At 71.3% G+C, this 12660-nt stretch carries 12 protein-coding genes; 9 read left to right on the plus strand and 3 right to left on the minus strand.

All coding sequences use genetic code 11. From position 1 onward, the window contains the following. Positions 1-95: 95 nt before the first annotated feature. Positions 96-1361, minus strand: a complete 1266-nt coding sequence (locus tag DAERI_RS02915) for a type II restriction enzyme NmeDI-related protein (RefSeq protein WP_103128287.1) — start codon at positions 1359-1361, stop codon at positions 96-98. Between the two features lie 297 nt (positions 1362-1658). On the opposite strand from DAERI_RS02915, the gene DAERI_RS02920 reads away from it, so the two are divergent. The 4 genes from DAERI_RS02920 to DAERI_RS02935 all read left to right on the plus strand — a co-directional run bounded on the left by DAERI_RS02920 (position 1659) and on the right by DAERI_RS02935 (position 4956). Further along, positions 1659-2081: a four-helix bundle copper-binding protein gene (locus DAERI_RS02920; protein WP_103127996.1), complete on the plus strand. Its 423-nt coding sequence runs from the start codon at positions 1659-1661 to the stop codon at positions 2079-2081. After that, the gene (locus DAERI_RS02925) at positions 2078-2701 is read left to right on the plus strand and encodes a DUF305 domain-containing protein (RefSeq protein WP_103127997.1); all 624 of its coding nucleotides are present in this window, start codon (positions 2078-2080) and stop codon (positions 2699-2701) included. The genes DAERI_RS02920 and DAERI_RS02925 overlap by 4 nt, the downstream gene beginning before the upstream one ends. A 255-nt stretch (positions 2702-2956) precedes the next feature. Continuing rightward, on the plus strand, positions 2957-4003 hold the full coding sequence (locus tag DAERI_RS02930) for a C39 family peptidase (protein ID WP_103127998.1): 1047 nt from the start codon (positions 2957-2959) through the stop codon (positions 4001-4003). A gap of 83 nt (positions 4004-4086) precedes the next feature. Continuing rightward, positions 4087-4956 carry a WD40/YVTN/BNR-like repeat-containing protein gene (locus DAERI_RS02935; protein WP_103127999.1) on the plus strand — a complete coding sequence of 290 codons (870 nt, stop codon included), beginning with the start codon at positions 4087-4089 and terminating at the stop codon, positions 4954-4956. A 90-nt stretch (positions 4957-5046) separates the two neighbouring features. Here DAERI_RS02935 and DAERI_RS02940 read toward each other — a convergent pair whose 3' ends face one another. Beyond that, entirely contained in the window at positions 5047-5310 is a 264-nt protein-coding gene (locus DAERI_RS02940) for a metal-sensitive transcriptional regulator (RefSeq protein WP_103128288.1), read from the minus strand. Positions 5311-5377: 67 nt separating this feature from the next. Then, on the minus strand, positions 5378-5581 hold the full coding sequence (locus tag DAERI_RS02945) for a CopZ family metallochaperone (protein WP_102124940.1): 204 nt from the start codon (positions 5579-5581) through the stop codon (positions 5378-5380). Between the two features lie 153 nt (positions 5582-5734). Between DAERI_RS02945 and DAERI_RS02950 the strand changes: the two genes are divergently transcribed. The 5 genes from DAERI_RS02950 to DAERI_RS02970 all read left to right on the plus strand — a co-directional run bounded on the left by DAERI_RS02950 (position 5735) and on the right by DAERI_RS02970 (position 12584). After that, complete coding sequence (locus tag DAERI_RS02950) at positions 5735-8251, plus strand: heavy metal translocating P-type ATPase (protein WP_103128000.1); 2517 nt, start codon at positions 5735-5737, stop codon at positions 8249-8251. A 58-nt stretch (positions 8252-8309) separates the two neighbouring features. Further along, complete coding sequence (locus DAERI_RS02955) at positions 8310-8750, plus strand: hypothetical protein (RefSeq protein ID WP_103128001.1); 441 nt, start codon at positions 8310-8312, stop codon at positions 8748-8750. Continuing rightward, positions 8747-9169 (plus strand): hypothetical protein, encoded by a 423-nt coding sequence (locus tag DAERI_RS02960; RefSeq protein WP_103128002.1) that lies wholly within the window; start codon positions 8747-8749, stop codon positions 9167-9169. The genes DAERI_RS02955 and DAERI_RS02960 overlap by 4 nt, the downstream gene beginning before the upstream one ends. Positions 9170-9748: 579 nt before the next feature. Further along, a complete protein-coding gene (locus DAERI_RS02965; RefSeq protein WP_103128003.1) occupies positions 9749-10036 on the plus strand; it encodes a hypothetical protein in 288 nt (95 codons plus the stop codon). Positions 10037-10772: 736 nt separating this feature from the next. Then, complete coding sequence (locus DAERI_RS02970; protein ID WP_103128004.1) at positions 10773-12584, plus strand: N-acetylmuramoyl-L-alanine amidase family protein; 1812 nt, start codon at positions 10773-10775, stop codon at positions 12582-12584. Positions 12585-12660 lie beyond the last annotated feature (76 nt).

The following is a 12660-nucleotide window of genomic DNA, read 5'->3' on the forward strand; positions in this document are numbered from 1 at the left end:
TGCGTGGGGCACCAGTGTGGGTTCTCGACGGTTTCGAAGCCCGCCCACCGCACCCTCAAGGGTGCCGACTGAACCCACGGGTTCTCGGTCTGTGCTTACAGCGCCCGGGCGATGGCCTCCACAGCACGCAACCCCTGTCCGAAGCGGGCCATCGCCTCGCGGTGCCGCTCCAGCTCGCTGTAGGGCAGGTAGCGCATGTTCAGGTGGGACACCGCTTGGAAGGCGGGGCGGCGCAACTGGTCGCGCACGTCCGCCTCCCGGCCGTCGGGGGCCACCAGGTAGAGGCCCTGGACCGCCCGCTCGGGGGCGCCCAGGGCCAGGTCGAGCATTCGCACGATCCCCGAGTAGATCGAGGTCGTGTGCTCCACCTCAAAGGCCGCCGCCGGGGCCAGCGTCCCCCGCTCGAACCACACCACGTCGATCAACCGCACCGCGTCCGCCCCGGGTGTGCCCGCGATCCCGGGCGGAAGGGTGTCGAGGCACCCGTCGCCCAGCTTGCCCCCCGCGTAAGGGCGGGAGCGGTCGTTCGCGGCGATCCACACGTCGAAGCCCAGCGCCCGGCCCAGGTCGCGCAGCCAGCCCTGCACCTCGGTGTGGGTCCGGTCCCCCTCCCGGGCCGCGGCCAGCGCCTTGCTGGCGCTCGCCGACTCTTCCCGCACCTTCGCCAGGTCCGCCTGCCAGGCACTCAGCGCCGCCCCGTCATCCTCACGGGGCGGGGGCGTGTATCGCCCGCTGCCCAGGTCGAAGAGCAGCCCCGCCACGGCGCCCAGGTCGTTGGACAGCAGGCCCCGGTGCGTCCCGTTCAGCCGCAGCATCCCCTCCCGCAGCGCCAGGTACTCCTCCCACTTTCCGAGCTTCACCTTCGCCCCGGTCAGGGCGTTGTAGCCGTTCACGATGGCGGTGTTGAAGGGCGGCATATAGGTGGGGTGCAGGAAGTACAGCAGATTGGCGGCCGCCGGGCCCAGGCCCTTGATGGCCCGGCGGTCGAGATCGCGGATGGCGCGGATCAGGTCGTCACTGCCGGTGCAGCAGGCGCAGGTGTCGAGGAAGCGCCCGAAGGCCTTCTGGTTGTCGGGGCTCTCGTAGATGTCGGGGATGCGCAGCTTGGGCTTCCACAGGAAGGCATGGTCGGCACCCTTGAAGATCTGGCGCTGCTCGGCGATGGAATGTACCACCGTCTCCAGCGAAGAGCCCCGGTACTGGGTGCCGAAGCTCCCCGCCTCGATCTCCTTCACCACCGTTTGTAGACCCCGGCGGATGGAGCGGAAGTTCTTGAGGCGTTCCTCCCACAGGAACCAGGTGCGGTAGGTGGCCCCGGGATCGTCGCGCCAATGCCGGATCAGCGTGTCGAGCGTCTGCATGGGGATGGTGTAGCACACGGGTTTCCGCTGGCCGGGCGGACATGAGAGAGAGGGTCTGGTTTGCGGGGAGATGGGCCGGTTCCCCGAACGGGGGGAGGTGTGAAGGCGTGCTCGGCCAGGACGGGGCGGCTGTCCGCTTCACCCTCGGCTGGCCCTTCTTTCACATGGTCTTGAGGCTTGCATGGCCTTTACACGATTTGAACACACCGCTGCTTAGGCTGACAGGGCGACGAGTTCTTCACAGCGCCGCGCCACCCATGTCGGTCCGCCCTCATGTTCAGGACAAGGAGAGTCCCCATGCCGCAGAACACTGCCCGGATGCTGCAAACGCACCCCAACCCCGCCAGCGTGTTCGACCAGGGAGCGCTGGCCGCGTGCATCGACGCCTGTTTCGAGTGCGAGAACATCTGTACCTCCTGTGCCGATGCCTGCCTGGGCGAGCAGGGCCACCTGATGCACCTCGTCCACTGCATCCGCCTGAACCTCGACTGCGCGGACGTGTGCGGCGCCACCGGGCGGGTGCTCTCGCGGCTCACCCAGCCCGACCAGAACGTCCTGCGGGCCCAACTTCAGGCCTGCCTCGCGGCCTGCCAGGCGTGCGGGCAGGAGTGCGAGATGCACGCCCGCGACATGAACATGCAGCACTGCGCGGTGTGTGCCGAGTCGTGCCGCCGCTGTGAGCAGGCCTGCCAGCAGCTCCTGGGGAGCATGAGCGCATGAAGGGGCTGATCCTGACCCTGGCCCTGATGGCCCTGCCCGTGAGCGCCGCCCAGGCGGGCGGCAGCCAGGGGGGTACGGCGGCCAGCATGTCCACCACCATGATCATCCAGATGCAGTCGGACATGCGCGCCCGGATGCAGCCCATGATGGACGACCTGCGCCGCTTATCCGGCACGGCCTTCGACCGGGCCTTTTTCTCCATGATGATTCCGCACCACCAGAGCGCCATCGAGATGAGCCGCGCCGCGCTGCCGAGGTTGCGTGATCCCCTGGTGCGCGCCTGGGCGCAGAGCATCATCGACGATCAGCAGAAGGAGATCGCCGAGATGCAGGCCGAGTTGCAGCGCCTGGGGGGCGTGGACACCGCCCGGCAGAACCGGATGCGTCAGGCCATGTCCGCCATGGGGCAGATGATGACCCAGATGATGTCCCGGTCGCAAAGCCCCGACCATGCGTTCCTGGAGATGATGACGCCCCACCACGGCTCAGCCAACGAGATGGCCAATATCGCCCTGCAAAACGGTCAGACCGACCACGTGCTGAGCATCGCCCAGCGCATCATGATGGCGCAGGCCGACGAGATGCACGACTTCAAGGACTGGCTGCGCACCCACCAGTAAGAAGAGGTCCCAGGGGGCACCGGCCGCTCGTGGGCCGGTGCCCCTTCGTGTGACGCGCTGCCGCGCTGCCGTCAGGAGGTCCGCCCGACGCTCCCCCTGGAGGACGCCCGGCCCCGGCGTGAGAAGGGGCCGGGCGTGCGGGAGGCCGAGTTCGCCGAAGCTGGGCGCCGCCCGGCCGTGGTGGAGGAGCGGCCCTTCCAGCAGCCCCGAATCCGCCTTAACACAAAGGCAACACAAGGTCCGTACCGTATCCGGGTGACCTTTGCACGCCTCCTCTGGCCCGCCCTGCTGCTCGCCCCGGTGGCGGGCGCCGCCCCCTACGCGCAGCAGACCAGCTTCGGCACCCCGTCCCCGCTGATCCAGGCCGCGCAGGCCCGGACCAGCGTGAAGGCCACCTGGGAGGCGCTGCCCCAGCCCCGCGGCGGCCAGCTCGAGGGCGGCGTGGTGGAGGTGGCGCCATTCAACGAACTCGTCCCCAGTTGGAACGTGACGGGGCCGGGAGAGAGTCCGCTGACGCTGGAGGTGCGCGTGCGGCGGCGCGACGGCCGCTGGACGCCGTACTTCGGGTTCGGGACCTGGCGCGCGGCGGGACCCCGGGCCAGCCTGCCCGTGACCCGCACGGCGGACGGCACGGTGAACACCGACACCCTGACCCTCCCCTACCGGGCCACGGCCTTTCAGTATCGCGTGACGCCAGGGGCGGGGCTTCAGGTGCGCCTGCTGTCGTTCAACACGTCCGACAACGCCCTGCGCCTGCGGGACCAGGGCCGGGGCGGGCAGGCGAACGCCTGGAACAGGGTTCTGGCGGTCCCCGGGCTCTCCCAGATGATCTACCCGGGCGGGGGGGAGGTCTGGTGCAGCCCCACCAGCGTCTCCATGATCCTGGGCTTCTGGAACCGCCCCGTGCGGGTGCCGGACGCCGCTAAGGCCACCTTCGACACCCGCTACGACGGCTTCGGGAACTGGCCCTTCAACACCGCGTATGCCGCAACCCAGGGCCTGCAGGCCTTTGTAACGCGCCTGGGCAGCCTGCGTGACGCCGAGGCGTACCTGGGGCAGGGGCTGCCGCTCGCGGTGAGTGTGCGCTTCAAATCGGGCGAGCTGCCGGGAGCGCCGCTGTCCTGGTCGAACGGGCACCTGATGGTGCTGACCGGCTTCGACGCGCGGGGCAACCCGGTGGTGAACGACCCGGCGGCGAGGAGCGACGCGGGGGTGAAGCGCACCTACCCGCGCGCCGTCTTCGAGCGGTTGTGGCTTAGCCACGCGGGCGGCATGGCGTACGTGATGGCTCCCCAGCCCTGAAGGGAACCCCGGTGACGGGCGGCGCGTCGTACAGTGGGAGTGACGTGCCGCCTGCGGTGGACGTCCACGGGAGAGAAGCGGGCATGACGACACAAAGGACACGACCGTCCCTGCGCCGCCTGCTGGCCGGTACCCTCCTGGGCGTGACCCTGGTGACGGGGGCCGTGGGCTGGCGGGCGTGGCGACAGGGAACGGACGAGGCAGGCCGCCTGGGCGGTGATTTTCACGCCCTGCAGGTCCTTCCGGGCGGACGGCTGCTGTACGGCCAGCACGCCGGGGTCTCGGTCAGCACCGACGGCGGCCGCACCTGGGGCCGTCCCGACGGTGCCGGGGACGCTCTGTCGCTCGCCTCCTCTCCCCGGTCCCCAGTCCTGATCCTGGCCGGGCATGGCGTGCTGAAGACCAGCCGGGACGGCGGGGCCACCTGGCAACCGGCGACCTTCGGGAACCTGGCGAGCCGGGACCTTCAGGGCTTCGCCGTCGCGCCCGACGCGCCCAACGTGTGGTACGCGAATATCGCCGGGCTCGGCCTGTACCGGACCCGCGAAGGCCGCAACTGGGAGGTGATGTCGCCGGACACCGCGTATGCCACGGCGCTGGCCGCGGGACCCGGCTCGCCGCCGCGGCTGTACGCCCTCGTCCCGGGCGAGGGCCTGATCGCCTCGGACGATGGGGCCACCTGGCAACGGATTGGGAACGCGCCCCCCGCCGCCCCATCCGGCCTGACTGTTCACCCGGTCAGCGGGCACGTGTACCTGGCGGGGACCGCTGGCCTCTGGCGCTCCGGGGACCAGGGGGCGACCTGGACACGCTTGGGCTTCCGGGAGGCGGCGCGGCTGGTGGCCGCCGACCCGCGGGACGAGGCGAGGCTGTACGCGGTCGGGGCGGGCGGCGCGGTGTACCGCTCGCTGGACGGGGGCCGGACATGGGCGCCGGCGGGGCGGGGAGCCTGAGCGCGCCTCTGCGGCGCAAGGGAAGCTCGCCCAGAACCCGGCACACGAGCGGCGGGCCACTTGGAGGTGGCCCGCCGCTTGGGTGAAGTCTCAGGTGTACTTGAGGGCTTCCATCAGTTCTTCGACGATTTCGACACTGTCACCCCGCGTGGAGGCGGTGGCGACGTGCGCTTCGAGGTGGCCGCGCAGCACGACCTCGCCCGCCCCGGACAGGGCGCCCTGCACGGCCTTGATCTGCCGCAGCACGTCCACGCAGTACGCATCCTCCTTTTCCAGCATGGCGACGATGCTGTCGAGGTGGCCCCGGGCAATCTTGAGCCGCCGGGCGGCGCGTTTGCGCGCGTCCTCAGGCATGCACAGGTGGCCCGGGGACGGACTGCCCGGGTGGCAGGTGGCGGGGTCGGTGCTCGCGGTGGTCACGTTAGCCGCGCACCTGGGCGCCGTAGCCCTCTTCGGCCACCGCCGCGATCAGGGCCTGGGGGTCGGCCTCGCCCTGCACGGTGGCCGTCCCGCCCTGGAGATCGACGCGGACGTCCTGCACGCCGGGGACGCCCTTAAGGGCGTTCGTCACGGCCTTCTCGCAGTGCCCGCAGCTCATACCGGTCACGGTCAGTTGGGTCGTCATGCCCGCATCCTATACCCTACCGGGGGGGGTGTCAAGGAGGAGCGCCGGACTGGGTGACGCAGGCGGCGGACTGTACCTCTCACAGCCCTTGTCGAATCCTCCCTGTCGTCGTATGCTCTTCGTGTACCCCCCTAGGGGGGATAGGAGGAAGGCATGAGCAAAACCATCGAGCTGGGTGTGCAGGGGATGACCTGCGCCAGTTGCGTGGGGCGGGTCGAGCGGGGGCTGGGCAAGGTCGAGGGGGTGCAGCGTGCCAGCGTGAACCTCGCCACCGAGCGGGCCACCGTCACCTACGACCCGGAGCAGACGGGGCCGCAGGCCTTGATCGCCCGGGTCAAGGACGTGGGCTACGAGCCGGTCGTGGGCGAAATCGAGCTGGGCGTGCAGGGGATGACCTGCGCGAGTTGCGTGAGCCGGGTGGAGCGGGCCCTGAAGAAGGTGGACGGGGTGCTGGACGCCAGCGTCAACCTCGCCACCGAGCGGGCCACCGTGCGGTATCTGCCGTCGAGCGTGAGCGCGGGGCAACTCAAGGCGGCGGTGAAGGGCGCCGGGTACGAGGTGCTGGAGGCTCAGGCCGGTCGGGACCGGACCGACCTTGAACGTGAAGCGCGCGAGCAAGAGATTCATGGGTTGCGCCGCGCGGTGACGTTCAGCGCCGTCTTCGCCCTTCCCCTCGCCCTCCTGGCGATGGTCCCGATGCTCGTGCCCGCCGTGAACGACTGGCTGATGAGCACCTTCGGGCACGGGGTCATGACCACCCTGAACTGGGTCATGCTGGCCCTCGCCGTGCCTGTGCAGTTCGGCCCCGGGATGCGCTTCTACCGCCTGGGCTGGAAAGCTCTGCGGAACAGGTCGCCGGACATGAATTCCCTGGTCATGATCGGCACCTCGGCCGCGTTCTTCTACTCGCTGGTCGTCACGCTCGCGCCGCAGGTCTTTCCCGAAGGCACCGCGCACGTGTACTACGAGGCCGCCGCCGTCGTGATCACCCTGATCCTGCTGGGCAAGTATTTCGAGGCCATCGCCAAGGGGAGAAGCAGTGAGGCGATGAAGAAGCTGCTGAGTCTTCAGGCGAAGACGGCGCGGGTGGTTCGGGGCGGCCAGGAACTCGAACTGCCCACGGACGAGGTGCTGATCGGCGACCTGATCTCCGTTCGCCCCGGCGAGAAGGTGCCGGTGGACGGTGAGGTCACCCTGGGCAACTCCTTCGTGGACGAGAGCATGATCACCGGCGAACCGATTCCCGTCGCCAAGCAGGCGGGCGCGGCGGTCGTCGGCGGCACCATCAACCAGAACGGCGCCTTTCAGTTCAGGGCGACCAAAATCGGGGCGGACACGGCGCTCGCGCAGATCATCAAGCTGGTGGAGAGCGCCCAGGGCAGCAAGCCCCCGATCCAGGGCCTCGCGGACCGGGTCGTCTCGGTGTTCGTCCCGATCGTCATCGGCATCGCCGCCCTGACCTTCCTGATCTGGATGGTGGTGGGCGGGAGCACCGCCCTCTCGTTCGCCCTGGTCACGACGGTCGCGGTGCTGATCATCGCCTGCCCCTGCGCGATGGGCCTGGCGACGCCGACGAGCATCATGGTCGGCACGGGCAAGGCGGCTGAGCTGGGCGTCCTCTTCCGCAACGGCGCGGCACTCGAAGGCTTGCAGGGCGCGAACGTGGTGGCGGTGGACAAGACCGGCACCCTGACCAAGGGCAAGCCGGACCTGACGGACCTGGTGACGGCCCCTGGATTCGACCGGACGGAAGTGCTGAAGCTGGTCGCGGCGGCCGAGGAGCAGAGCGAACACCCCATCGCCCGCGCCATCGTGGATGCGGCGAAAAGAGAGGGCATGGCCATCCTTCCCCTGGAGGGCTTCGAGGCGGTGCCCGGGTATGGGTTGGAAGCGCGCGTGGAAGGCCGCCTGGTGCAGGTGGGTGCCGACCGTTACATGCAGCGGCTGGGCCTGAGCGTGGACAACTTTGCAGCTCAGGCCGAGCGACTCGGGGACGAGGGTAAGAGCCCCTTGTACGCGGCCATCGATGGTCAGCTCGCGGCGGTCATCGCGGTGGCCGACCCCATCAAGGAGGGCAGCCCGGAGGCCGTGAAGGCCCTTCACCGCCAGGGCCTGAGGGTCGCCATGATTACCGGCGACAACGCCCGCACCGCGAACGCCATCGCCCGTCAGCTCGGCATCGACGAGGTCCTGGCCGAAGTGCTGCCGGGCGGGAAGAGCGACGCTGTGAAGGAACTGCAAGGGAAGGGCCAGAAGGTGGCCTTTGTCGGGGACGGCATCAATGACGCACCCGCGCTCGCCCAAGCGGACGTGGGGCTCGCCATCGGCACGGGCACCGACGTGGCCGTCGAGACCGCCGACGTGATCCTGATGAGTGGGGACCTGCGCGGGGTCCCGAACGCCTACGCCCTCAGCCGCGCCACCCTACGGAACATCAAGCTCAACCTGTTCTGGGCTTTCGCGTACAACATCGTGCTGATCCCGGTCGCGGCGGGCGTCCTGTACCCGGCCTTCGGCTGGCTCCTCAGCCCGGTGTTGGCGGCGGCGGCGATGGGCTTTTCCAGCGTCTTCGTGCTCAGCAACGCCCTGCGCCTGCGCAGCTTCCGGCCTCCCGTCCGTCCCGATCCCGTTCCCACCCGTGCAGGTACCGCCACCCCGGCGCGCGCCTGACCTCCCGGAGCCGCACCCGCGGGTGCGGCCCCCTCCGCCTTGAAAGGAGTGCCGTTCCATGGCGAAGCTGAACGTGGCTGACCTGATCCGCGACCTCCGGACGAACGCCGGACCGGACCTCTGCCGCGCGGGGTTCCTCGAACGCTCGCGGAGGCGCGCCGCCTACCCGGGCGAGCAGGGCCTCCCGCTCCTGGGCGTCGGCAGTTCCTGTGGCAAGCCCGCCTTCGCCCTGCCCTACCTGCTGACCTGGACGGACGAGAACACCCGGGCCCTCGAAGCCCTCGCCCGGCGCTACCGCAGCCACGTTACGTACGGCCACCTCGCCCACCTGCGGCACACCGCCACCGGGAAGGAACTCGCGGCCATCCAGGACTGGACCCCCTTCGGGGTGGTGTACCTGCGCGCCGAGTACGATCATGCCGCCGAGCTGCTGCGCGACCTCGTCGACACCCTCAACCCTCAAGACGCCCCCAGCGGGCAGGAAAGGACCACCCCATGACCAAACTCTCCATCGGCCCCTGGATCGCCGCCCAGAAACTTCCCAGCCCGGGGCTCGCCCGCGACCGCGCCGCCTTCCTTGAGCGCGTGAAGGTGCGCGCCGAGTCGCCGAGCGTCGCCGGGTTCCCCCTGCTGGGCACCGGCGGTTCCTGCGGCAAGCCCGCCTTCGCCCTGCCGTACCGGGTGACCTGGGACGAGGAGAACACCCTCGCGCTCGAGGAGGTGGCGCGCGAGTTCGGCTGCTTCGTGGAGTACGGCGTGTACCCGCACCTCAAGCTCGAAGACGGCGGGCAGGAGGTCGCGGCGGTGCAGGACTGGAGCACCTTCGGCACCGTGTACCTGCGGCCCGGCTACGAGCGGGCCGAGGAACTGCTCGTGCGCCTCGCCGAAGTGCTCGCGCCCCAAAGCGTGGTGGCCTGAGGCGCGGACTTCCACTTACGGGCGGCCCTTTCCCCCGAAGGGCCGCCTGTTTGGCCGTGGAGGTCGGGCTCGGTGCTCACCCCACGGACAGGTACGCGCGCAGCACCCGGCGCGCCTTGAACGTCACGTCGCCCGCGGTGGCCTCGCTCGTCGAGGCCAGGTGAAAGAGAGCGTGCGTGACCTCGACGCACACGGCGGCGACCTCAAGTTGCCGGCCGGCCGGTGTGGAGCACGGGCTGTCAGCAGCGCGAGCACGCGCCGCGCGAACTCGAGTGAAGGTGCGCGAGCACCCGAAACAACCCGCGGTGTTGGTGGTCCTCACCGCCAGCGCCTTGAAAAAGGCGTCACTTCATTCCTCGGTGGAGCGGCCCTCGCCCGCGGCGAGACGCGGGCCCCGTGGCCTGCCCCCGCGTCCCTGGGGCTGCGGCTGTCCCTCCTGACCCTGTTCACCACCTTCGCCAACCCGCTCACCGAGGCGGGGGAGCTGATGGGTGACCTCGGGACGGCCCTTGGTGTGGCGGGCGTGCTGGTGCAGGCCGCCCTGCTGGCCGGCGTGGTGCTGTTCGTCGCTCGGCGCTGATGCTGCTCGTCCACGCCAACTACACCCTGCTCCCCGCGCTGATCGTGACCGGCCTGCTCACGGACGGGGGGTACGCCTGGCTGCGCCCCTCGGCGGGGCGGGCGCACGCCGTTCAGGCCTTCGCCGCCCTGGTTCCGGCCACCCTGTTCGTGCTCGTGCTGACCACCCTCGCCCTTACCGGCGTCCTAGACTGGAGCGTGACGCTGGTGGCGGGTGCCGTCACGCTCGCGGCCCTCACCGGATGGCTGCTCGGCCTCGCCTTCCTTCCGTTCGCGCAGACCCCATGACCGAACTCACCGTCGGCCCTGGACTCGCCTCACGGAATCTCGTGACCGCCTCGCCTTCCTGGGCCGTTCCCTGGGGCTGCGGGACCCGCAGCCCGTCACCGGATTCCGGCAGGTCGGCCTAGGGGACCGTGGCGGGAAACCCTGCTTCGTCCCCTCCGTGCTGATCCGGACGGGTGACGCTGCCCGGCGCCTGGAGGACATCGCCGCCGAGCTCGGGTGCTCTCCCGAGGACGGCGTGTACCGGCCCTTGAAGCTCCGCGAGAACGACCAGGAGGTGGCGGCCGTGCGGGTCCCGGGCGGGCCATTCCCGTCGCGGAAACGGCCCGCTGGCTTTCCAACCGGACAGTTCCTCAGCGCCGTTGGGGCCGAGGGTCCGCCCGGTGCCCGCCGTTGGGCTAGCGGGCGGCAAGGTTTTTGTCAGCCCGCACCGGTATGCTGCTGCGAGTCCATGATGGCTGCTCCTGTTCCGCACCGGCCCGGGGAGGCCCGCGCCCTGTCTGGCGGCTGGGGGCACGGGCTGACCCCTGGAGGTCATCCTGGCCTGCCCGGGGGCGGAAACACCCGATCTTTCCCCCGGAGTCAGGGCGGCCGTCCCGCGGCCTCTGGCCGGGCTGGGTGCTGGAGCAGGGTCCCGGGACGGGGGCCCGCGCGCTGCCCGACCTGCTCCGCGCCCCGGCCCCGGTGCCCCGTCAGCCCGCCTGAATTCGCCGAACACCGAAGCTGCCAGAGGTGAACTGTGCGCCCCAAGGATGTCACGCCGAGACCTGCCGCCTGGACAACCCGGGCCGCCCTCTTCTCCCTGCTCTCCTGTGGGCTGCCCGGGGCCTGGGCAGCGCCGTCCAGTTCCTCGCCGCCCGTCCCTGTGGCCCGGGCGGCCCCCACCCCGCAGGACGTGACGCCCGGCACGGCCAGGGGCGCCGGCGTGACGTTCGGCCAGCCCCGCGCCAGCAGCGACAGCGGCAAGACCCGCGTGGTGTTCGACCTCGGCCGGGGCGTGACGTACGGCCTCACCCCCACCGCCGGGGGACTGCGCGTCGACGTGGTCGGGGCGCGGGTGCTGCCCCAGACACGCGTGGGTCTGGGCCCCGGCGTCACGGGGTACCGGGCGTCCGGGCAACAGGTGCTGCTGGTCACGCCGTTCCCGCTCTCGCTTTCCGACGGGTGGCGGGCCAGCGAGGCGACGCTGGCGGGTGGGGGGCGTGTCCTGCTCCTGGACTTCGGGCCGACCCTGGTGGGGGGCGCGGGGGCGGGGCTCCGGGCGCGGGTCCGCCCCGCCCCTCCATCTGGGGGTCTCCCGCCGGGCACTCCCCAGAACGACCGGGTCACGTTAGCCGCCTCCTCCCGTCCGTCCAGCCCGGCGACGGCCCCAATACCCCTTCCGGCGGGCCTGCCGCCCAGCGACGTGGTGTCCGCCACCTCGCAGGTCACTCCGCCCGCCCCGCCTCCCCCCCTGCCCGGGCAGGAGGGCGGCCAGCCGAGCGCCCTCACGGGTCAGGCCCGGGGAGCGCGCCGGGTGGGCGCCGCGCTCGCCCCGCCCCGGCTGGGCCAAAACCCCGGCCTCACCCGCGTGGTGCTGGACCTGCCGCCGGGCACCCGCTACCGCCTGGTGCCCGGCAGGGTGGGCCTGCGCGTGGAGTTGACCGGGGTGAGCGCGCCCGCCCTCTCCGCGCAGAACGTGACGCCCGAGGTGCGGGCCTGGCGCTACGAGCCGGCCGGGGAGGGCGTGAGCGTGACGCTGGCCACCGCCGCGCCCCTGACCGAGCGCGGCGGCTGGCGGGCCCAGCTCGTGCCGCCACTGGACGGCTCGGACCACTCCCGGCTCGCCATCGACCTCTCCCCGGCTCTGGCGGACCTCACGCCGCTGCCCGCCCGGGAGCGGGTGCTGGCCGCCGTCCCCGCCACGCCCGTGTCCCCGGGGACGGCGATCCTGGCCCTGAGCACGAGCCTGGCCAAGCCGCGCGTCGTGATCGATCCCGGGCACGGCGGCCGCGACCCCGGGGGCGTCGGCGCGGTCGTCGAGAAGGAGGTGGCCCTGGACGTGGCCCGGCGGGTGCGTGACCTGCTGCGCGCGGCCGGGGTGGAGGTGGTGCTGACCCGCGAGACGGACCGCGAACTCGCGCCCGACAAGGCCGCCGACCTGAACAGGCGCGCGGCGCTGGGCACGCCCGGCACCCAGCTCTTCCTAAGCATCCACGTGAACGCCCTGCCCACGGCGAGCGCGCTGCGGGGCTACGGGGTGGAGACCTGGTGGAACCGCAACCACCCGCTGTCGGGGCGCCTCGCGGCCCTGATCCAGCAGAACGTCACCGGGGTGACCGGCGCGTTCTCGCGGGGCCTGAAGAATGACCGTTCGCTGGCGGTGCTGCGGGGGAGCCGCATTCCTGCGGCGCTGATCGAGATCGGGTACACGAGTCACCCGGTCGACGGCCTGAACCTCCGGGACGGCCACTACCTCGACCGCATGGCGGTGGGCATCGCGCGGGGCATCCGGGAGGCCCTCGTGACCGGAATCACCGCGGGCGGAGCGGTGGGCGGCGCCGGGAAGTGAGGGGCGGGCACCCCCCGGGCTGGGCGCTGTGGCGTGACGAGGTGTTGGTGGGGCCCGGCACGTGCCCCGGGCGCCC

Source organism: Deinococcus aerius (assembly GCF_002897375.1).
GTDB lineage: Bacteria > Deinococcota > Deinococci > Deinococcales > Deinococcaceae > Deinococcus > Deinococcus aerius.